This is a genomic window from Paenibacillus sp. MAHUQ-45 (assembly GCF_058133325.1).
Window position 1 is genome coordinate 678845 of record NZ_JBYUPV010000003.1, and the last position, 22764, is coordinate 701608.

The window sequence follows — 22764 nt, forward strand, 5'->3', positions numbered from 1 at the left end:
ACAGCAAGTGTAGCAATAAAATAGCGTAATAAATTGTTAGAGATGCAGATTCGCTTAATTAAAACCCCTAGCATATTGCTTAGGAATGTTAGTTTCCTGTTTGAGTGAATCTGCAGCAGTTAATGCCCAATATGGATTTCTCAGCATTCCTCGTCCAATGGCTACAAGGTCAGTATCTTCATTAGCAATAACTGCGTTCGCAACTGCCGGCTCATCTAATCTACCAACGGCAATAACCGGAACTTGCAAGGTTTGCTTGATCTCTCTGGCTAGTGAAATCTGATATGCGGCTTGTGTTCCTGGGGCATTAGCAGGAGATACAGGACCTTCGCCCCCGGAGCTGACATGGAAAATATCCACCCCTGCTTCTTTGTACGCTTTGCTAAATTCCACACTCTCCGGCAAATCATACCCGCCATCCGTGTATTCCTTGGCAGAGATTCGCATAATTAATGGCATACCCTCAGGCATCTCGCCTTTTACGGCAGCAATCACTTCTTTACCAAACAATGTTAAATCCTGACCGTATTCATCTGTTCTGCGATTCGTTAACGGAGAATGGAATTGATGAATGAGATAACCATGTGCACCATGCAGCTCAATGACATCCACTCCGGCCTGCACCGCACGTTTAACGCCAAGGCGGAACTTCTCCACCATTCCTTTCACTTCTTCAGTAGTTAATGCCCGTGGAGTCTTGGATTTAGCGCTAAAAGGAATAGCTGAAGGCGCAACCGGAACGGCAGCATCCTCTGCCTTACGTCCCGCATGAGCAATCTGAATACTCACCTTTGCGCCTTGCGCATGAATGGCATCGACAATTCTGGACAAGGCAGGAATTTGCTCATCATTCCAGATCCCGAGATCGTAATCAGAAATACGACCATCCGGATCTACATCTGTCATCTCTATAATGATCAATCCAGCTCCCCCAACCGCTCGGCTTACATAGTGATTGTAGTGCCATTCATTAGCAATACCATCTTTATTGACTACGGAATATTGACACATTGGAGGCATAACGACACGGTTCTTCAATTGCAAGGATTTGAATTCAAACGGGCTGAATAAATAGTTCATGTTCTCTCTCCTCTTTATATGCATATTGATCAATGATCAACTTGCTTGTAATAGTTATCAACACACCAAAATTAAATGCATGCAGATGCATATAATATATTAAATAAAAAATTCATTGTCAACTACAGCTCTAAGAAAAGAAAAAACATCGCCTCCAGGCGATGTAAATTCTTATTTTTCTCCAATTATCTGATAACACATCTCACCATTTATTTTTGGAGCTATAGCGGATTTTTAGTTATCACTATCTCTTAGGTCCTTACTCCATCTGGAAAAAAATCTGCTCTATTCAGATATACAACGTCGATTTTCTCGTGTAAGGGTCCGTTTTGTTCCGTTCTCTCTTTAAGATCGAGCCATTCCTGATCTTCCTGGAAAGCCTTAAAGTTCTGTTCACGTGAAGCCAAATCACGATGCTCAAGTACGTAGTACAACCGATTCGTGGATTCATCCGCTTCGACCCAAAACTCAGTGACCTTCATATGATGCTTGGCAAAAATTGATATCGTACCATCCCGGAATCGATCCAGTATGGATTGCATGCGACCAGGAATTACATGGTAAATCCGCAGTTCATATAGCATAAACACCATCCTCCGTTCATTTTATGAATCCAAGTATGATCTCCATCTGCAAGATGTTCTATAGCTTACCACCGGCCAGCACTTTGGCCGCCATCGACGTGAAGGATCTCACCGGTTACGAATTGTGCAGATTCCAGATATAGAATAGCATTCACAATATCTTGAGCCTCGCCCATTACACCAATAGGATGCAACTTAGCCAAGAAATCATGTGTCTCTACAGGGTGCATCGGTGTTTTGATAATCCCTGGCGCTACTGCGTTTACGCGAATGCCTTTATCGGCATACTCAATGGCAAGTGATTTCGTTGCCGCAGCCAAGCCCCCTTTGGTCAGGGCCGCAAGAACGGATGGCACACCTTTAATCGGCTGCTCAACAACCCCACTCGCCGTGATGTTAACGATGTGACCAGAACCCGTCTTCAACATCTCATTCACCGCATGCTGGGTCACGTGGAAGAATCCTGTGAGATTGACCGCCAGCTTGGATTCAAGGTCCTCCTTAGTGTAGTCTGTGAATGATTTCGATATAAAAATGCCGGCATTGTTCACCAAGGTATCGATACGTCCAAAACGGGATAATCCTTCAGCAATTAAACGTTCTGCGATTTGTGGATCTGAAATGTCGCCGATAACATAAGCGATATGCTTACCTGTTGGATCGATTTCCTTAGCGGCTGCAGCCAAGACTTGCTCACGGCGCCCGTTGATCACTACATTTGCACCTTGTTGTACCAACTCAATCGCTACTGCCTTACCGATACCGCTGCTTCCGCCTGTAACTACTGCCACTTTATCTTGAAAACTCATGTTGTTATCTCCTTTGTCTACCTTTTAATAGGTAATTGAATTTATCTGCCCACTCATAATACAATGATATCTGCTATCATGTATAATACAGAATCACGATGCCAAGTATCTATAATCAAGATACCCAAGCTAACTTTACAGGAGGACTATATGGATATTCAGTTGCTCAAAGTGTTTTTCACCACAGCTCAGGAAGGAAGCATATCCAAAGCTGCGAATAAATTAAACTTTGCCCAATCCAATGTGACGCATAAGATTCAACAGTTGGAAGCCGATTTGCAGACACAGTTATTTTACCGTCACAATCGAGGAATTACGCTTACCCCTTCCGGACAGACCCTGATAACGTATGCGGAGAAAATATTGCATGTCATTCAAGAAGCTAGGTTGGCCGTTGGAGACACTGCCGTCCCTTCGGGACAGCTTCACATCGGGTCCCTGGAAGTCACTGCTGCCGTTCGGCTACCTGCGCTGCTTACTAAATATCACGCCGAATATCCGGCGGTCGACTTTTCTTTAATCACAGGTCCAACCGAGCAGCATCTTCATGGGGTTCTTCACTATGAGTTGAACGGAGCATTCGTATCTGGTCCTGTGGAGCATCCAGAATTGGTTCAAGAAACTGTCATTGATGAAGAGATGGTTCTTGTCACCCCACTCTCCCATCCGCCCGTTCAGGCAATCCGTGACATACAGCTTAGCACGGTTCTTGTCTTTCCAAGCGGCTGCACCTATCGGTCCAAATTAAGTCAGATGCTCCAGGAAGAAGGGATCTCGCCTGAGAAGATGATGGAATTCGCATCGCTTGAAACGATCATTGGTTGTGTCAGCGCCGGCCTGGGGATTTCGCTTATGCCGCGTTCCATAGTAGCCGTGTCGGAGCAGCAAGGCCGTGTCCGCTGTCATACCATCTCTGACAAACATGCTTTGGCGCAAACCGTGTTCATTATGCGAAAGGACACTTTAATGACACCTGCATTATCAGCCTTTTTGTCGGAGATGCGGTCCCACTTCAGCTAAATTATTGGAATAGCTATTCAAGTAATGACTAGGCCCGTAAAGCAATGAGGGTCAAGCAGAACCTATACATTGCTTTGCCTGGGAAGCACAAATAAAATGCGATTTTTAGCAATACAGAACATATGTTCTGTATACGTAAAAACAGCATTTTTCGATCGTATTGGTTAAAAGCGTCCATAAATGTCGTAAATAAGTCGTAACACCTATAAAGCATCGACCTGGGCATCCAAATAGAGTCAGTTTTTAAGCCAAAAAATGCGATATTCACCGATAAAGAACATATGTTCGGTTTGTAGAATAGATTGCAGCATAACATCCGATCTCCAGAATGGTATGCAATCAGCCATTTCAGCGCCTCTCCTTCTCAGGTCAGGTTATGTCTTGCTACGCCGAAACCATGAGATTAGCATTAGTATCATGGGCAACACGAACATTAATGATAAATAGATCGGATTATGCGGAACGACTTTCTCGACAACGGCAATATGTTCAAGTGCATTTGGAGCCATCGTGATACCTACCAGGAACACAATGATGACGACAGGTATTATGAAAACACGATAGTTTGAAGCATACGTGAGTTGTTGAATGCACCGGACCGCTGCAAACAAGTAAATATAGGTCTTCAGGAATGCCATAAAGCAAAAATACAAGACGCCTGTCGCATCAAGCTGCGTAATGAAATCCGCTACAGATATTACTTGGATTAAGGCATACATCGGGTATGTTGCACGCTTGAAAATCTCTTCTCCGAATACGGAAACGGCCAAAGCATCTGTGAAAGCAATGAAGCTACCAGCCAGGAATGTCGAGATTAGCATTGTCCTTCCGACTTTCCCCTTGGGCTGAACGGAAGTCCAGATTGTTGCCAGCGCGAGAGACTCCCCGTAGGATTGAATGATCCCCAGCGGCCATACCACTTTCCATACTCTGCCCCACCCTTGATCAAGCAATGGCAACAGATTATTGGTGTGCACTACTCCAGAGCTAAAAATCAAGATAACTTCCACTGCATAGATAATGCCTAGAATCGGCAGCATCAGCTCGGCAAGTCTCCCCATTACACGCAGCCCTAAAAACAGACTATACGTGAGGACCAGCATAAAGACGACTAAAATCGCCCAGGATGGCGTACGCGGCAAAATGGTCGAGGGCACCAAATTGTTGATATCCGCGAGGATTCTTCCCGCAATATACAAGAATAAAAGCGGATGCAGCCAAGCCAAAGGTGTGCCCAGTAAGGTGCCAAATTGCTTCGGATAGCATTCAATATAGGTCAGCCCCGGGTTTAATTTTGTGATATAAACATACATAAGGACGACGCCTGCCCCTAAAATCGTGGAGATCAGAACAGCTAGCCAGGAATCTTGTCCTGCGCCTGCAGCGAAACCAAATATGATGGTCGTCCCAATTTGATAAATAATCGAAATGGCCAACAATTGGTGCCGTGAGATGGTATTCATAGCGTCGTCCCTATTCCTTTGTTAAATTTGTTCCGGACTATTTCTCTTTTTTCTCTTCATCCCATAACATGGAGTCATTCACACGTCCGGTACCGACAATTTCAAACTGCACGTTCGTATGAAATTCTACATTTGGGAATACCTCTTGCCAACGTTTGGAATAATTCTCATTCCATGCTTTTTTGTTAGCTCTATGCAAGTAAGTTCCAAAGCCAATAACATCCGATTTGTATTTCTTTTTTAACTGATCTAAAGTAGACATTACCCTGTTCTCAGCCTCTCGCTCCAGCGCCTGTTGAGCTTTTTTTAAACTTTCCGTCTCAGTGAAGCTAAGTTTGGTTGTATTTTCAAATAACTCACCAGACATCTGAAGGTTGATATTAAAGCTTATCTTCTCACCTTGAATGATGGGCTTTATCTTTGTTTTGATCTTGTAGAGCTGAGCACTGATTTTACCGGATATCTTCTCTGTTGAAGTCTTTTCATCAGGTAGCGTGGCGGTTAGTACAGCAGCATTTTTTGCTTTACTTTGAAGCCATAATAAGGTCTCTGCCTCTCGCCGTTTCATCCATCCGATCAGCTTATCATTGTTAAAAATGCCTACGCCAACCACACCAAATCCTGACTGATCGCTTTGAGATTGACTGCTTTTGGAATTGCTTAAGGGTACTATTTGAATTTGTGTGCTCATGGGCTCGATCCCTTTTTCAAGCAGGCAAAAAATAAAACCCCGAATCGTGGCGCTATCCATAAACAAGGCTTTCTCTTCTTCCCGGATCTCCTCGGCTGCAAAGATTTCAAAATTAGGGCGAGCCATTAATACATCTTTCGCCTCTCCTTTAGTCGTCAATAAATAGTTCGTCCCCCGCGCTTCCCGGTGCCTGGAGAAGAATTCGAGCACAGGTGTGATCCCCGCGCGGGCGAATTTATCGCCTACGATAACCACCCGATTATGAGAGAAAATAATAATACGTGACATCTTCTTCTGAAGGGTCTGATACGCATCCAGAATAGATTCTCCCGTCCCGGAGACGATGAGCGTTGCACTTTCGCCAGAGCCTCCTTTTTCACTGATCCCCTTGGTCATCTTAACCTTCAAAATCTGCAAACTTAACTCCAGCCTATCATCCTCAGCAAGATCTATTGCAGTTCCCGTGACGATCGCCACGTCATTTAATTCCACTCTGCTCCAACAGCCCGTCAGTGATACAAGTATTATAAGACTAACTAACAGAAGCATCAGTTTTCTCATCAAGACCTCAAACCCTTTTGTGACATAATATTTTTGTTGTCTTTGACGAAAATGGGTTTAGAACCGGCGTTTAACACCTGCTTTATTTTAACGAGACGAGTGTTTAAACCTACGGAGCCTGTTGGCACGAATAACGACATCTTTAATGCCGTTGAAGCGTAAAGGCGCCAATGGCGCCATGTACGGATGACCGAAAGACTGGAGACTCAGCATATGAAGCAGGAGCATGATAAACAGCATTAAGATACCATAGAGTCCCAGCGTTGCTGCGGCAACCATCATGGGGAAACGAAGCAAGCGGAAGGAAAGCCCTAATTGAAAGCTTGGAAAGATAAATGAAGCAATACCGGTCATCGACACAATAATAACTAGTGGTGAAGACACAATACCGGCCGCTACAGCAGCTTGACCAATTACTAATGCTCCTACGATACTTACAGCTTGCCCAACCGGCCTCGGAAGCCGCACCCCCGCTTCCCGCAAGGCTTCAAATGAAGCTTCCATCAGCAAGGCTTCAACAAAGGCAGGAAATGGTACAGTTTCTCGGGAAGATGCTATACTGATTAGCAGCATAGTCGGGATCATCTCGTGATGATATGTCGTCAAAGCAATGTACAGCGAAGGCAATAACAGTGATGAGACAACGGCCAATAGACGCAATAATCGGATAAACGAAGCAACGAGGTATCTCTGATAGTAATCCTCGGGAGATTGTAACAGTTGAAAAAAAGTACCGGGAACAATGATTACAAACGGCGTATTGTCAATCATGATCCCGACCTTGCCTTCGAGCAGATTGCCGACCACCTTATCCGGCCGTTCTGTAATCACCACTTGCGGGAAGGGCGATAACGAATGATCCTCGATCAGTTCTTCTACATATCCGCTTTCCAGAATCGCATTAATGCGAATACTACCGATTCTTTTTTTCACTTCGGCAATTAAGTCATCCTTCGCCACGCCTTCCAGATAAGTAATTGCTATATTTGTATTGGATAATTTGCCGAGCACAACCATCTCCATTTTGAGCTGTGCCGTCTTTAGCCTTCTGCGAATGAGACTGATATTGGTACTCAGATCTTCTTGAAAGCCTTCTCTCGGACCCCGGATTACCGCTTCGGTAGCGGGTTCTTCAATCGCCCTTTTCTCCCAGCCTTTCGCATTCATAATCAGAACCTGAGTCCACCCGTCCAATAGTAAAGCCAGATCCCCAGATAAAATATGTCCAACGACTTCTTGAAAATCCTTCGCCCAGCATACTTGAGAAATGAAGCTCAGCTTAGACTGAATCGTATGCTTAATATCATCCGTTAACCTAACGATATCCCCGGTAATACTGGACTCCATGAACTGTCTCATGATATCCAAATCGATGTTTTTGGTATCAACCATTCCGTTTAAGTAAATAAGTGAACCTTTTTGCCCAACATTGATCTCAAAAGGACGATATTGAATATCCGCACATTTATTAAAAACAGCTTGAAATTGCTCGAGGTTCTCATTCAAGTTACTGCCTAGGCTGTAGCTGGGGGTAGCCGTGTCATGTTGCAGGTTGGGTGCCATTACAATTCATTCCTTTTTTGAACAGCTAATTTTTGTTAATATAACCAACCTACTTTTTTAATATACAAACAACTAGTTGTCTAGCGATGGTTAGGAACACAACATTTGGGGAGCCGGGAGTAAGAGGGGAATCAGAATATTGGCTTCGCTCAGCGTTACACATTCTCCAGCAACTGTTGGATTTGCTTCACTTCATGGCTGAATTTTGTAGCAAGCCTTGTTTTGCCCAGATTGGATTTTACGATTTTTTGGATTCGTTTATCCGTTGACACAGCAAATTTGGCCAATAGCGCGAAACCAGCATCAGGGGCCCTTTCTACAAACAGGCTGACCGCATACTCCAACCCTTTGGATAATACCCGGTAATCCTCTGCTGCGTAGTTCACTTCGACGACAGTAATCTCATCCAATATTTGTTCCGATAATTGTAAGGCGTACTGTACGTGGGAGGGGTCTTTAAGTAGAGGTGGGTGGGCCAATGTCGCGACAAACGCGCGTTTCTCCAGTGGATTGGCTCGGGGAGCGATTGAATCAAACAAGGATTGAATGACATTAAATTCTCGTTCCCCTATCCGTTGGAGCGCCATCGCTGCAGCTTCGCGCATTCGCCATCTGTCATCATTCATAGCCGCTTGGCACTTTTCGAGGATGATCTGCTTTCTTGGAAGCTCTGCATAATCGAAGTAAGCCCCCATCGCCTGCAGCCCACAAAAAGGTAAAAACTCACCGGGATTATTGGTAGGCGCATTAGCAGCGGTTGTGTTGACCCACTTCAAGATAAGATTCCAAGCCTCGCTCGTGACCTCACTAGATTCAAAAGCAGCCGCAAAGACAGCAGCAGTTCCCAGATTTGCACGCGGTCCTGGCAAATTGGATTCGCTTAACAATACAGTTTCTAGCTCTGCGAATTGGTTGGCATCCTGGAGATCATCATAGAATCTATTTCTTAGCACTTTGCCGTTCATAGTACCCCTCCTTCATTTGGTAAAGCCTATTTTGTCCAAGTTATGGGTACTATTTTATAGGATTAATATGGATATAAAAGGAAGTTTGTCATAAAGAAACAGCTATCCCTGAAGTATAATTACATAGCCGGGATAGCTGTTAATATTTGAATACATCATAATGATTCGATAGCCATTATCATGTAAAATATAGGCAAATACTGTAATCCATTTCGTAGTGAAAGGTTGGTGTACTAAATTAATGAAGAGAATTCGATTTATTTTTTCTCTGATGGTCTTGCTTATTGCTATTCCTACTGTTCCTGTATCGGCTGGATCAGTTTCTAATAACACCCTAAACTCAAATATACTTATAAGACTTAATCAATTTTATGTGGTCTTTACTTCTCCAATAGCGCCTTATATGGATAAAAACAATCGAATAATGGTTCCTTTGCGTAGTCTTTCAAATTTATTATCAGCAGATGTAACTTACAACCCAGAGAGCAAAACAGCAGTGATTTCGAGAAAAAATCTTCTGAACGCTACTGAAAAATTCTACACTATAAAAATGGCCGTAAGCGAAAAACGTGTTGAAATTAATGGTGTTCGTTCAGAAATGGATACAACACCCACTTTATACAAAGGGAGTATGTTTGTTCCTTTATGTATAATTACAACCGCTTTTCACATTAATACTGAATGGGATCAAATTAACAGCATAATGAAGCTAAATGTTGATCCCGCTTATTTGCCATCTGAAGTTGTTAGTGATGAATTGCATTTTCTATCTGATAAAATGAACGAAGATCTCAGGCCAATAAAATCCTCAGCTATCACAAATACGAATCCCTATGGTACACATTTAACTAATGTTCGATTAACTGCCGTAAATGAGGGGACCTCGGCTGTTTTGAGCAACAAGCTATACTTCCTCTTTTATATAAAAGAGGATTCTCATTTTCATCAAGTGGAAGTTGTTAACCCATCGTTGATTCAGCCTGGAGGGACACTAACGCTAGAAACAGGAGATGCAATTCTATCCGACTCACTTCAATATGTTCTTGTTGGTGTCTATAACTATTGATTAAATGCCCTACAAGAAGAACTAAACAAGTGTCTTCTTGTAGGGCATTTCTATTTTCAGTTGAGAGCGAGAAATTGACTCCCTCAATCACTGAGTCGGTATCGAAGCACACTTCACTAAAAGAGCCAACTTCCGAGTATTATTATCCAGTTTACAATCGACAGCCCCCGCCATCCACCATCAACGTTTGACCCGTAATATAATTGGAATCATTGCTGGCAAAGAAAACAACGGCGCGTCCAATATCAGTCTCTACATCCCCTACTCTTCGCATCGGGATCTTGGATAACGTTTCTTCAAAATGCTCCGGCATATGCTGCGCCCACTGCTGAACACCTGGAGAATTAGCGAATGGACAGATTACATTGACTTTGATGCCATACGGTCCAAATTCATTAGCTACAACACGGGACAATCCCCGTACTGCTTCTTTGGATGCTGCATAAGCAGCCTGGTTCAGGTCTCCATTAATTCCCGCTCCAGAAGCAAAGTTAATGATGTGACCCTGAGTTTCCTTTAGATAAGGAAAGGCTTGCTGCATGAGAAAGAACGTGGGAAAGAATCCGGTTTTGAACGGCAACTCCAGGTCAGCCGGAGTGAGCTCCATGAAAGGTTTCACACGAGATGCTTGGGCATTGTTAACGAGGATATCCAGTTGTCCAAATGCATCGATCGTCCGACTGACAATTTTCGAATGCGTACTGAAATCAGCCAGATCGGCATGAATGAAAATAGACTCCGGCCCAATCTGCCTCAGATCCTCAATTGCTAGATTGCCTACCCCCTCGTTGTAGTCCACGATTACAACCTTTGCCCCTTCTTTTACAAAAGCTTTGGCAATTCCATTCCCTACGCCTGACGCCCCACCCGTAATGATCGCTACCTTATTCTCTAGTTTTCTCATATTATCACCTCAGATTTTTTTGTTGTTGCTTGATGCATAGACAAAGTATAGTGATAACCATTGACTATAAAAAGAGCAGATAATTTGTCGATTAACAAGTGTAACGGTATAATTTCATAATAAGCCTACAGAACCAGCATATAAGGAGAGCATATTATGGAGCTTCAGCAGCTTAAATACTTTGTCGAGGTAGCCAATCAATTACATTTTGGGCGTGCGGCCGAACGGTTACATGCTTCTCAGCAGTCTGTCAGCCATCAGATCGCGCAATTGGAAAGTGAGCTTGGCGTTCAACTCTTTAAACGCACTACGCGTAAGGTCGAGCTGACACAGTCTGGGGAAGCCCTGCTTGAGCAGGTTCATCTCGTCTTCAAGCATTTGCAGCGGGGGATTGACGAAGCCATACGGGCAGAGCACGGCCGCAGAGGCCGGCTTACGATTGGTTACTTTGGCATTATGCTCTACAGCATTTTACCAAGCGTCGTTCGACTGTACCGGGAACGTTATCCAGAGGTTGAAATTGTTATGCAGGAGCTACCCTCCCACCTATTGGAGGAGAAGCTGCTACAAGGAGAAATTGATGTCGGTTTCTCAGTGTATCTCAACGATAAGCATAGCGAGCTGAGTATGAATTGGCTTCCATTTTCAACAGAGTCTATCGTCTTTGCCCTGCCCAAGCATCATCCCTTAGCCACAAAAAAAGAGCTTTCCCTAGCGGATCTGGAAAAAGAGCCCTTCGTCATGCTGAACCGGAACGATTCACCGGTGTTGTTCGATATTTTCGTCCTCATTTGCCGTCAGACCGGCTTCAGTCCAAATATAGTACAGGAAGCTGCAAGCGATCAGGCCGTGATCGGGTTAGTAGCCGCTGGTGTGGGTACTGCTCTGGTGCTGGGCTGTATGAGCAGGCTGTTCGAAAATGATATTACCTACGTTCCAATGGCACAATCGATGTTTAACATTCAGCTCGCGATTTGTTGGCTTCACAACAACGAGACGGCACAGGTAGAACAATTCGCAGAAGTCGTAAGAAGCTTTATCCCTTGAATGCTGATCATAGAAAAGCAAACAAAAAAGAATCCCGCCGATTCTACGAATGGCTGGGATTCTTTCTTATGCTACAATCATTATCGTAACCGCTGCTTCTTATCCATTGGATTGAATCTCCTCCGGCGCCTTCGTCCGTTTAACAAAAAGACCTAGCACGAGTGCAACAAGGCAGAGGTAAAAAGCAATCTGAAAGGCACCTTGCATGCCTGATACCAACCCCTTCATTGCCTCCTCAAGTCCAGTTGGATTAGCCGAAGATTCCAAATACCGCTTGGTTCCATTCGAGAAAATACTAATGAACAGCGCTGTTCCGATGGCGCCTGACACCTGCTGTAGTGTGTTCATAATCGCTGTTCCGTGCGGATACAGATTTCTTGGCAGCTGATTCAAACCCGTCGTCTGCGCCGGCATCATAATCATCGAAATACCGATCATCAGAATGACATGCAGCGCGATTAATGTTCCTTTGGATGTTTCTAGATCCATTCCTGTAATAAGAAAGAGTGAAATCGCCGTGATGATGAGACCGGGTATGATGAGTACCTTCGGACCAAACTTATCAAAGAGTTTACCCGAGACAGGCGACATAATTCCGTTGACGATACCGCCTGGCATGAGTGTCAGCCCCGCGGCGAATGCTGTCATTAACAAAACCTTTTGCATATAAAGCGGCAATATGATCGTTGTCGAGAATAAGGTCATCGTCATCACAAGCATGAGCACCGTCGTAAGCGCGAACATCGGATATTTGAACACCCGCATGTCCATCATCGGCTCCTTAACAACCAATTGGCGCCAGACGAATAGTAAAATGGATACTCCGCCTGCAGCAATGGTCCAGATCACCTCATGCTCCGACCATGAGACCTCTCCCGCCTTGCTGAAGCCGTACACAATCCCGCCAAAGCCTATGGTGGACAGCAGAATAGACAGAAAATCTACTTTCGGTTTGGTAATATCCGATACATTCTTTAAATACATGAAGCCAAAAACAAGCGATACCACAACTAGCGGAATAACCAGGAAAAATAACCAATGCCAAGACAAAGAATCAATAATGAGTCCGGATAAAGTAGGACCGATGGCTGGACCAAACATGAGTACCAGTCCTATCATCCCCATAGCCGCTCCCCGATTATCCGACGGATAAATAATCAGGATCGTATTCATCATCACCGGAATTAAGAGCCCTGTACCCGCAGCCTGCACAATTCGCCCAATGAGGAGAAGTTCAAAGGAACCGGAGAATCCGCAGATTATAGTGCCGACCAGAAAAAGCATCATGGCAGATAAGAACATCTGGCGCGTGCTAAACCATTGCTGCAGCAATGCCGTTACGGGCACCAATATACCGATCACCAACATATAGACCGTAGACAGCCACTGAATGGTCGAGGTTTCTACATTGAACTGCTTCATTAAATCCGGAAAAGCGATGCCGATTAGCGTCTCATTCAAAATCGCTACAAAAGCACCGATGATCAGAGCCGTAATGATCGGTCCACGTTTAATCGTACTTAAATCTACTTTGGATGATATGTTGCTTCCTGTGATCATCTTTTTGCCCCTTTACATTGTATTTGTTGGATTACATACAAATTATAAGGAGTGTTATTAACTTGAAAAAGAATGTATATTTTGTTGATTAACAATTTAAATTGTATAATCGAAAGAAACTGCTCACCTGATTTCCGTAAAAATGTACATCGCCGCACTAAAAAAGCCGCGATATACGCGGCTTTAAGCTCATTCTCTTTTACACCTTATCAAAGCTCAATTACCTTAGTCGCAATATTGTTGCAGAACTCACTATCATGCTCTACAAAAAGAATAGTCGGTGCATATTCTTGCAACAGCTCTTCAATCTGCATCCGGGAAATCACATCAATAAAGTTCAGCGGCTCGTCCCAAATATGCAAATGGACCTTCTCACACAGACTTTTGGCAATCAGGACTTTTTTCTTCTGGCCACCGCTGTAATCCTCGATGTTTTTTTCAAATTGCACTCTGGAGAAATCCAGCTTTCTTAGAATCGCTTTGAACAGACTCTCATCGATGTCATTCCGCCTCGCATAATCTGTCAAATTACCCTCTAGATGTGAAGTGTCCTGGGATACATAGGAGATCTTAAGCTGACTTCCTTTTCTGAACGTACCAGTATAATCAAGCTCTTCCCCGCAAATCAATTTGATAATGCTCGATTTACCGGAACCGTTCTTCCCTGAAAGCGCGATCCGCTCGCCTTGCTCAATGGTAAAACTGACATCCTCACAAACTGTCTTCTCACCATATTGGATCGAAACTCCAATCAGCTCAGCAAGCTGGTTTTTGTGATAGGATAGCTGTGAGATCTTCAGATTCTCGGAGCTTTCAACATTTTTGAGCAGATTGGAACGATCGTCAATGGCCGCCTGCTGTCTTTGCTCAATGCCTTTAGAACGTTTCATCATTTTGGCCGCCTTATGGCCCACGTATCCTTTGTCTAATTTGGAGCCGGAATTCCGGGTACCATTTTTCGATTTTTCCACTTTATCCGACCAGTCACTAGTTCGTTTAGCTGCTTCTGACAAACGCCGGATATCTTTCCGCAGATGCTCGTTCTCAGCCAGCTCCGATTGATCCTGACGCTGTTTGTTTTCCCACCAATCCGAGAAATTCCCTTTTTGAATCTCTATGTTGGTCTTGTTAATGGAGAGGATATGATCCACACAGTGATCCAGAAAAGACCGGTCGTGCGACACGAGGATAAAACCGCTTTTGCCGTTCAGATAGCGGCTAACCAGCCGTCTTGCCTTCATGTCCAGGTGGTTGGTCGGCTCGTCGATGAGTAGGAAGCTATCCTCTTTCAGGAATAAAGCAGCCAGCAACACCTTGGTTTGTTCCCCGTTTGATAAGGAATTGAAGGGCCGGTACAACACATCCTCAGACACTTCCAGCAATGACAGCTCACGCATCAACTCCCAATGCTGATAATCCGGGTAGATCTCCTCTACGACATCTATCGTATGGTACTCCTTGTGCTCAACGTGAAACGGAAAATAATCAAAGCTGACTTTAGCAGAAATATGTCCGCTGTATTCGTATTTACCGAGTAAGAGGTTCATAAAGGTGGTCTTCCCTCTGCCGTTTCTGCCCGTAAATCCTAACTTCCAATTGGTATCGAGCTGAAAGCTTACATTCTCAAATATATTATCGTAGCTGCCCTCATGGGCAAACGTGAGGTTCGTAACATTAATTAATGACATACAACCATCTCCTTGTGTAAAAAAAAATAAGAGCTACAAGAAAGTTACTTTCTCGTAGCTCAAATAAACACAACAAATCTAACCCCTTGAGGGCATAGATAAGAAGATATTGTTTGAGTGAAAAGAATACGTAACTTTCTTGCATCACAAATAAAACATGCGAAAAATCATCGCTTTTGTTGTTTTATCGCTTCGCAAGAATCCTACATATTCCTTTCAACCCCTGTCATAAATAATTAGGTTAATTTTAACATGTGTGTCGTTAAATTTCAACTTTTAAATCCGCTGCCTCTCCAATCTTACCCATAGCGAGTTTTTTCTCGAACCTCGGAATTATTTTTGCAGCAATAAAAGCGACAATCGGCACAGTCAGAACAACCCCAAAGCAACCGGCAATCCCCTGAATCACTTCGATCGTCACCATATTCATATTGGCTAGCTGATTAAACGAAGTTTTTATGGCATAGAGGATCATCAATGAGGCAAGTGTAGTCCCGGTGATCGCTAAGATTAGCGTGTTGGCCATCGTCCCCATCATATCCCGACCAACGTTGATTCCGGATTTGAAGAGCTCTTTTTGCGAAAGATTAGGGTTCGTATTATAGACCTCATGTACCGCCGCCGCAATAGAGATCGCTACGTCAATAATGGCGCCAAGTGAGGATATTAAAATCCCTGCGAAGAGCATCCCGCCGAGCTGTAGGCCTGTCTCATCAGAGATCGTGATAAGCACGTCTACTTCTGCCGTATTATACCCGGAGATATGGACTAACGAACCGAAAATATAGGCAAGCGCTCCTGAAATTGTTATCCCGCAAATCGTTCCCAAAATCGCCGCCCAGGATCTGGCGGTCCATCCGTTCAGCAGCAATAAGGTGACACAGGTCGTCAGAATGACAACCAGCACTGAAGCAAGTACGGGAGAATAGCCTCTATACAACATTGGAATGAACAAATAGATAATGCAAGCAAAGGTAAATATGATGCCCAAGACAGATTTCAAGCCCTTTTTGCCGCCAACCCACCACAGCACCCCAAAGAACAGCAAGATCATTGCTGCTATATACGGAACTCTATAATAACTATACACAGAGATTATGTAATAAGTTGCGTCGGCTGAATCAATGTTAACGATAACGGTCTGCCCTTCTTTGGCGATTACATTGAGGTATACACTGACGTTATTCGTAATCTGGTGGATCTCACCCTGATGTTCTCCGGTTAAAACTTTGATCTCAAGCTCTTGTGAACCGTTGTATAAATCGCCTCGTTCAGAATCTCTGGTTAAATTCTCGCTAATGACGCGTAACACTTTAGCTTTCTCGAACGTTTTGGAAGCGGTACTGCTCCCATGCTCGTTGTGCTTAATTTCGGAGGACTGGTTGAACAGATACATGCCTAAAGAGATACACAGAATAAACACGATGAACAGCGTGACTCTTAATTTCTTAGACGCCAGCATACTCTACCCCCATTTGTTATCCATAAGCATCGCTCAGATTACACCAATAATCTATCCTATCATTTCAGGATTAACAAGAAATATTTTTTCATGCTTTCATTTCATGAGATTTTGATGATAATATGTGTGCGTCGGTGAATCTATCAAAAATGGGTGTGGGAGGACATCAATCCGTATGAAAAAGTGGCTCAGGCTCGTGGTACTATCGTTTCTCATTTGTGGAGTTTGGTTAAGTACGGGCATACCGGTGTCACTAGCCCACGGCAATGTGAGTGTAGCCTATTCGGAGATTACCCTGGAGCATAACACGATCAAATATGTACTCCAGTTAGACATGTATGACATGATGGCCGAGGTGAATCCGGATGATCCCGACCTTGCCTTGACCACTGAGGAAGTCTTGAATAAATTTTACAGCAAACATCAGACCGAGGTGGAGCACCTGCTGCTTACGAAGATTAAACTGTATGGTGACAGTCTACCTCTGATAGGGAAAGTGACTCAGTTTCGCTACATAGAGAAAGAGAACGAGGTACAACCTTTTGCCGAAGCCGTAATTGAGTATCCTATCAAAAGAAATCCCCAGCAGTTTACGCTCGACTACAATCTCGTCTTTGACCGGGATCAATGGCATGTGAATTATGTCAATCTCAACCTTGGGGAGCTGAAGAAAGAGGCTGTGCTGATTGCCCAGATTACGGAGCTGCAAGTCGGCGAGATGAAGCTGCCCAGTATACTCCAATATTTTTCCCTACTAGGGATAGATCAATTTTTCCGCAGCTACGAATCGATTCTTGTGCTCGCCATCCTGATCCTTGGATTTCAAAACAACAATCAAACACTCAGAACTCTCGCTATATTTGCCATTACCCAATCTATAACCTTACTTCTCAGCGGTCTGCATGTCATAGCCCTGCCTGATCGCTTGTTGAATGCCTTGATTCCGTTAAGTGTTGTCTTTCTGGCGTTAAGTATTTATTACAATCGGGCTATGAAGCAGTTGCCCTGGATTGCCGGCGGACTTGGTATTATTCATGGCTTCTGGTATGCCAAACAGCTAATAGGACTTAGAGAAGACGGTGGGCATTTCGCCCTTTCTGTGACTGCTTTTTATGCCGGTCTTGAAGCCACAGTGGTCCTCATTTCGTTAAGTTTATTAATCATCATCAATTGTTTTCGGAAGGTAAAATATGCCACCCCCTTGATTTTGAGCGCAGCCGCGTGCGTCGGACTAATCTCTTTTACGATAAAGGTTTTCTTCTAAATCCTTAGCCGGGCAGCCAAAATGTAATTTCCGATCCGAGTACTCGCACTTTCACATGGAATTAATAGAGTCTAGCATCACTTTTAACAACTGCAAGTTATATTGGTACAGGTGCTCTTAAGGAAAACACCGTTAGAGCGTCCAAAATTGTCCAAGGGGTGGTTGTTAGATGTTGAAGAGGTTCAGTCAAAAGAAACGCCGTGTATACACCGTCAGTATCTTGGCTTTATCCATGCTCCTGATCATCGCGTTGTTGCCACCGGGGATCTTAGGCTTTAATTCCAAGATCAGCCCGCTTAATGTGGCCAGAGCCGCCTCCTTCCCTTATTCGATCAGGGATATTGCGCTTAACCCCGGGGCAGATGAGAGCAAATTGAACTTTGCTTGGCTATCCCCAGGCCAACCGGTAGCAAGTATTGTGCAGATGGCCAAAAAATCGGATTTGAACGGTACGGCTTTTCCGGAAGCCACCAAGGTAATGACCTTTACAGGTACAGCAATACCCGCCACAACAGTTACTGATTCGGTCTATTATTCTAACAAAGCAACAGCCACCGGTCTGGCCAACCAAACGGAGTATGTGTACCGTGTCGGAGATGGCAATGAAGACCACTGGAGCCCAGTCTACAATTACACCACCCAAGATCCTACCAACTACACCCTCATGTTTGTCGGCGATCCGCAGATCGGCTCCTCAGGCAGCGTAACCAATGATACTTACGGATGGACGAAAACACTCAACCAAGCCGTAAAGAATTTCCCCAATTTCAGCTTTATCATGTCCGCAGGTGATCAGATTGAGAATAAGTCCAGCACCTCTCTTGAAACAGAATATGATGCCTTTGAAAGTCCTGATGTGCTAAGAAACCTGCCTATGGCAACTGTCGTCGGCAATCATGATGTCAACGTCAATTACAAATATCATTTCAACGTGCCCAACGAGTCGACCCTCGGCATGATGAAAGATAATCGCAATAAAGATGTCCTTGCCGACAATACCTATGGCGGTGACTACTACTACACCTACGGCGACACCTTGTTTATGGTACTGGACACCAATAATTCCAATGGTGCTGAGCATGCCAAATTCATGCAGGATACTGTGCAAGCTGTTCCCAATACGAAGTGGAGAATCGTTACGTTCCACCACGACATTTATGGCGGTGGACAAGCCCACTCTACAGAGCAAGTAATCCTCAATCTGCGGGCAGCACTCTTCCCTACGCTTGATGCTTTGGATGTGGATATGATCTTCATGGGTCATGACCACTCTTATGTCAGAACTTATGTCATGAACGGAGATAATGTTCAGGGCAGACAGCTGGTAGATAGCCAAGGCAGAGACGTCAACCCTAACGGCTCCACTTACGTTACTGCCAACTCGGCAAGCGGAAGTAAATACTACGAATTGAACACAACCCCGGAAAGATATTCGGCCAGCCGGAGCCAGCTTCATACTCCAACGTTCTCCACGATCAAAGTAACACCGTCCAGCATTACAGTGGATACATTCCGTTCGGATACGCTAGAGAAGCTCGACACTTACGGATTCGTAAAAGAACCAGAAAGTGTAAAAGTGTACTCCAATACGACACAACAGAAAGATACTTCGGCAGCAATTGACTTCAATTACGCGATCAGCAACGCCAATGCCGTGAAGAATCTTGATACTACGTTTACGTATGACAGTACGAAAATCAAGTTCGATAGTGCTTCAGCAGTCTCAGCAACCCTGGGTACACTGACCATCACCGAAAAACCAGGTGAGGTTAATATCAAAGCCAATCCTGAAACGCCTTTCCGTTCTGAGGCTTATGGCAAGTACGAAGATTTGATTAAACTAAGCTTCAAGCTTGTCGATCCGAAAAACCCTGCAGTAGCTAGTGTGAAGCTTAGTGCTTCAGCCCTTACGACGCAGAATAAGCACATCGCTGTCCCATCCAACCGGGATGTGGAAACAGCGTCTGTAGCGGTGGGTACCCAAGTTAGTGAAATCACACTAAGTAAAGATGCGCTTAGCTTAAACGTAGGCGAAACAGCTAATCTGACCGCCGTTGTCGCACCAGCAGATGCAACGAATCCGGCAATCAGTTGGATCTCCAACAATGATTCAATCGCAACCGTTGATGCAAACGGCAAAGTGACAGCTAAGTCGGCAGGAACAGTTGAAATCACTGCAAAAGCACTGGATGGATCAAATCTTGTCAGTAACATCAGTAAAGTCGTCGTAGCTGCACCTTCAGGTGGTGGTACACCAACTACAGCCCCAACTGCTGCACCTACAACTGCTCCAACTACCGCACCTACAACTGCACCAACAACCAAACCATCTGCTTCACCTACGCCTGCGCCAACCAACGCACCTTCGTCGGGATCGGGGTCGAATACTTCGCCAACTGCTTCACCTACAGCCTCACCGACAAAAACACCTGCGCCGACGGCAACGACTGCACCAGCAGCAAGCGCTACGGCGGCACCAGTCGCTACACCAGCACCTGGAAAAGGAAACACACAGACCTTTACGGATGTTCCTGCGTCCTACTGGGCCGCTGCTGCAATTCATGATCTTGTCTCCAAAGGCATTCTAAATGGAACCAGTGCTACTTCCTTTGAGCCTGGTCGCAGCGTAACGCGTGCAGAATTCACAGCAATGCTCGTCAGAGCGCTCGGTCTTACAGAGAAGGCGACCGTGGCATTCTCAGATGTTAACAATGGTGATTGGTATGCCGATGCCGTTGCGGCAGCGGTCAAAGCAGGGATTGTGCAAGGCACTAGCCCTTCCCAATTCGGCTCTAAAACAAATATTACCCGTGAAGAAATGGTAACCATGCTGATGCGCGGATACGAAAAGCTGCATGGCAAGTCTTCAGTAAGCTCCGGCAGCACCTTCAACGATGAAGCGAAAATTTCAGCTTGGGCTGCGCAATTTGTTAAGGAAGCCGCAGCACTTCAGCTGATCAACGGCCGTGCCCAAGGTCTATTTGAGCCTAAGGGAATCACTACGCGTGGGGAAGCCGCTCAGGTTATTTATAACTTACTCAATAAATAGTGAAGGACAACAGGGTTTACGGGAATACCGTTCATATGAACGGTATTCCTGTTACTCTTTACAGGGAGGACGAACGATGATCCGTATTCATTCTGCATTAAAGTTTTCCTGTTGTCTGGTGCTAGCGCTGGTCATTCTCCTGATACCGTTTGAACGGCAAGTGGATGCCCATGCGTACAGCGCCGGTTACACTACCGTTACTTTGACCCAATCAGCCTTGGAAATGACCTATGCCCTTGATGACTTATCAGTAATTGAGCTTATCGGCGGGGATGACAACAAGAATGGCAAGCTTGAGGCGAGTGAATTTGCTGCAGTGAAAGACCTTCTTGAGGCTTTACTGCAAGAAAATCTGCTGATCCTAATCAATAATAAGCCTCAAGAGTGGACTCAAGTACACAGTTTGACACTGGAACAGGAATCAGGTGCAGAAAAAGCCGTGCTTAAGGTCTCCTTCCCGCCTGTTCAAGCCACCCAATCCGTATCCTTAACAGACCATCTGTATTCCCAAGATGCCGCAGCCAACTACGTTAATTTGTTAACCATTCATTATGGCAGCTCCAATACTACGCAGGCTTTATCCGGCAAGTACCGTGAATGGTCCATGGTGCTCAGCGACAAGGATTATGCGGGTTTACCGCAAGATTTGCAGATTACATCCGAAGGTTCTGATTCGACGGAAGTCCTGTCAGGCTGGTTCTCTTTCTTCAAACTCGGTATGAACCATATTTTGAGCGGATATGATCATTTACTCTTCCTCTTCTCCCTGCTTCTTGCCAGACAGACGTTCAAGCAGTATGCGGCTATGATCACCGCCTTTACTGTTGCGCACAGTATTACCCTGACATTGACAGTACTCGGAATCATCAGTCTCTCGCCAAGAATCGTCGAGCCGGCAATTGCGCTGAGTATTTGTTTCGTGGCAATAGACAATATGATTCGCAAAGAAGTCAGTTACCGCTGGGTACTAACGTTTCTGTTCGGCCTCATCCATGGGATGGGCTTCGCCGATATTTTGACCGAGATGGAATTGCCCAAAAGTCAGCTTGCCGTAGATTTGGTCAGTTTTAACCTTGGCATCGAGGCAGTTCAGGTTATCCTGATTGCAATTCTGCTTCCGGTACTAGGATTGCTACATAAATGGAGATTCTCCAGGCGTGCGGTGCTCGCAGGTTCGTCGATTGCTTTTCTATTAGGCGGAGTCTGGTTGCTGCAACGACTGGTTTTTGCCTGATAGCAGGCGTATTTGATTGCCTTTCTTCTATTATAAATAGAGCAGGAGGCGGCAGAATATTATTGGTGTTTTGGGACATTACCATGTACCTCGCCTGAAGTTCTCCAACGTGAAAAAGGACAGACAAAAAGCCGCGCAAGCGGCTTTCGTTATTACTCTGTAGCTCAATTCTGTTTTCCGGTTATTTTAGTGTAATCGTCTTTTTCCACGTCAGTTCCTGACCCTGATCGTTCTTAAAGGTGAACTTCACTTCACCTTGCTCCTTCTTCATTTCATCCGGGTAAATAAAGCCCATAAACTGGCCGTCACCGCTGATGTAGAAGCCATCGCCTCCGCTCTGACCATGCTCCACAGCTTCTTGCAGCGTATTTACGATATCATGTTTATCCGATTTCCATTCCATCTGCGACAATGCATACCCTTCAGGCCGCTGCTTAACGGAAAAATCAAAGCTATTTCCCTCAATGGGCTTGGGTGTCTGGTCGATTACGATCAGAATCTGTTTCTCTGTCACTCCATTATTTCCATTATCGCTAGGGCTTGCCACTTTTGCTGTTGGTGCCCCTGTGGGTGCTGTTGCCGGTTCTTCTGTAGGTACGGTGTTAGGTTCGCCCTGTGTCACCGCATTTGGCGAAGGGGAGGGCGCACCGCCATTGGCAGCAGACTCCGGTTTTGCTCCGCAAGCACTCAGTAGTAGTGTTGTTGCAAGTACTGCCAGCACATTCATGGTTGCTATTTTGTTCATTTGATGCAT

18 protein-coding genes are annotated in these 22764 nt (G+C 44.9%); 6 read left to right on the forward strand and 12 right to left on the reverse strand.

All coding sequences use genetic code 11. The annotated features are described in order from the left end of the window. Nucleotides 1-54 precede the first annotated feature (54 nt). The 3 genes from AC3Y23_RS10505 to AC3Y23_RS10515 all read right to left on the reverse strand — a co-directional run bounded on the left by AC3Y23_RS10505 (nt 55) and on the right by AC3Y23_RS10515 (nt 2473). Nucleotides 55-1080 (reverse strand): NADH:flavin oxidoreductase/NADH oxidase, encoded by a 1026-nt coding sequence (locus tag AC3Y23_RS10505; RefSeq protein ID WP_379198395.1) that lies wholly within the window; start codon nt 1078-1080, stop codon nt 55-57. 251 nt (nt 1081-1331) lie between these two features. Then, a complete protein-coding gene (locus AC3Y23_RS10510; RefSeq protein WP_379198397.1) occupies nt 1332-1664 on the reverse strand; it encodes an NIPSNAP family protein in 333 nt (110 codons plus the stop codon). Between the two features lie 65 nt (nt 1665-1729). After that, the gene (locus AC3Y23_RS10515) at nt 1730-2473 is read right to left on the reverse strand and encodes an SDR family NAD(P)-dependent oxidoreductase (RefSeq protein ID WP_379198399.1); all 744 of its coding nucleotides are present in this window, start codon (nt 2471-2473) and stop codon (nt 1730-1732) included. 150 nt (nt 2474-2623) lie between these two features. On the opposite strand from AC3Y23_RS10515, the gene AC3Y23_RS10520 reads away from it, so the two are divergent. Then, nucleotides 2624-3493 carry a LysR family transcriptional regulator gene (locus tag AC3Y23_RS10520; protein WP_379198401.1) on the forward strand — a complete coding sequence of 290 codons (870 nt, stop codon included), beginning with the start codon at nt 2624-2626 and terminating at the stop codon, nt 3491-3493. A gap of 374 nt (nt 3494-3867) precedes the next feature. Here the strand turns inward: AC3Y23_RS10520 and AC3Y23_RS10525 are convergent, their stop codons facing one another. The 4 genes from AC3Y23_RS10525 to AC3Y23_RS10540 form a co-directional block, all read right to left on the reverse strand. Then, nucleotides 3868-4956 carry a GerAB/ArcD/ProY family transporter gene (locus AC3Y23_RS10525; RefSeq protein WP_379198403.1) on the reverse strand — a complete coding sequence of 363 codons (1089 nt, stop codon included), beginning with the start codon at nt 4954-4956 and terminating at the stop codon, nt 3868-3870. Between the two features lie 37 nt (nt 4957-4993). Next, nucleotides 4994-6208, reverse strand: a complete 1215-nt coding sequence (locus AC3Y23_RS10530) for a Ger(x)C family spore germination protein (protein ID WP_379198610.1) — start codon at nt 6206-6208, stop codon at nt 4994-4996. An 87-nt stretch (nt 6209-6295) separates the two neighbouring features. Continuing rightward, entirely contained in the window at nt 6296-7771 is a 1476-nt protein-coding gene (locus AC3Y23_RS10535) for a spore germination protein (RefSeq protein WP_379198405.1), read from the reverse strand. A gap of 155 nt (nt 7772-7926) precedes the next feature. Further along, nucleotides 7927-8736, reverse strand: a complete 810-nt coding sequence (locus tag AC3Y23_RS10540) for a hypothetical protein (protein ID WP_379198407.1) — start codon at nt 8734-8736, stop codon at nt 7927-7929. 271 nt (nt 8737-9007) lie between these two features. Between AC3Y23_RS10540 and AC3Y23_RS10545 the strand changes: the two genes are divergently transcribed. Next, nucleotides 9008-9802, forward strand: a complete 795-nt coding sequence (locus AC3Y23_RS10545) for a copper amine oxidase N-terminal domain-containing protein (RefSeq protein WP_379198409.1) — start codon at nt 9008-9010, stop codon at nt 9800-9802. Nucleotides 9803-9953: 151 nt separating this feature from the next. Here AC3Y23_RS10545 and AC3Y23_RS10550 read toward each other — a convergent pair whose 3' ends face one another. Then, the gene (locus tag AC3Y23_RS10550) at nt 9954-10706 is read right to left on the reverse strand and encodes an SDR family NAD(P)-dependent oxidoreductase (RefSeq protein ID WP_379198411.1); all 753 of its coding nucleotides are present in this window, start codon (nt 10704-10706) and stop codon (nt 9954-9956) included. A gap of 156 nt (nt 10707-10862) precedes the next feature. Between AC3Y23_RS10550 and AC3Y23_RS10555 the strand changes: the two genes are divergently transcribed. After that, nucleotides 10863-11753: a LysR family transcriptional regulator gene (locus AC3Y23_RS10555; protein WP_379198413.1), complete on the forward strand. Its 891-nt coding sequence runs from the start codon at nt 10863-10865 to the stop codon at nt 11751-11753. Between the two features lie 99 nt (nt 11754-11852). Here the strand turns inward: AC3Y23_RS10555 and AC3Y23_RS10560 are convergent, their stop codons facing one another. The 3 genes from AC3Y23_RS10560 to AC3Y23_RS10570 form a co-directional block, all read right to left on the reverse strand. After that, nucleotides 11853-13313 carry a DHA2 family efflux MFS transporter permease subunit gene (locus tag AC3Y23_RS10560; RefSeq protein ID WP_379198415.1) on the reverse strand — a complete coding sequence of 487 codons (1461 nt, stop codon included), beginning with the start codon at nt 13311-13313 and terminating at the stop codon, nt 11853-11855. Nucleotides 13314-13522: 209 nt separating this feature from the next. After that, nucleotides 13523-15001 (reverse strand): Lsa family ABC-F type ribosomal protection protein, encoded by a 1479-nt coding sequence (locus AC3Y23_RS10565; RefSeq protein WP_379198417.1) that lies wholly within the window; start codon nt 14999-15001, stop codon nt 13523-13525. Nucleotides 15002-15263: 262 nt separating this feature from the next. Continuing rightward, nucleotides 15264-16463 (reverse strand): YibE/F family protein, encoded by a 1200-nt coding sequence (locus tag AC3Y23_RS10570; RefSeq protein ID WP_379198419.1) that lies wholly within the window; start codon nt 16461-16463, stop codon nt 15264-15266. A gap of 175 nt (nt 16464-16638) precedes the next feature. Between AC3Y23_RS10570 and AC3Y23_RS10575 the strand changes: the two genes are divergently transcribed. The 3 genes from AC3Y23_RS10575 to AC3Y23_RS10585 all read left to right on the forward strand — a co-directional run bounded on the left by AC3Y23_RS10575 (nt 16639) and on the right by AC3Y23_RS10585 (nt 22010). Next, complete coding sequence (locus AC3Y23_RS10575; RefSeq protein ID WP_379198421.1) at nt 16639-17727, forward strand: HupE/UreJ family protein; 1089 nt, start codon at nt 16639-16641, stop codon at nt 17725-17727. Nucleotides 17728-17896: 169 nt separating this feature from the next. Beyond that, a complete protein-coding gene (locus AC3Y23_RS10580) occupies nt 17897-20776 on the forward strand; it encodes an S-layer homology domain-containing protein (RefSeq protein WP_379198423.1) in 2880 nt (959 codons plus the stop codon). Between the two features lie 76 nt (nt 20777-20852). Then, nucleotides 20853-22010 (forward strand): HupE/UreJ family protein, encoded by a 1158-nt coding sequence (locus AC3Y23_RS10585; RefSeq protein WP_379198425.1) that lies wholly within the window; start codon nt 20853-20855, stop codon nt 22008-22010. 181 nt (nt 22011-22191) lie between these two features. Here AC3Y23_RS10585 and AC3Y23_RS10590 read toward each other — a convergent pair whose 3' ends face one another. Further along, complete coding sequence (locus AC3Y23_RS10590; RefSeq protein WP_379198427.1) at nt 22192-22755, reverse strand: hypothetical protein; 564 nt, start codon at nt 22753-22755, stop codon at nt 22192-22194. Between the last annotated feature and the right edge of the window lie 9 nt (nt 22756-22764).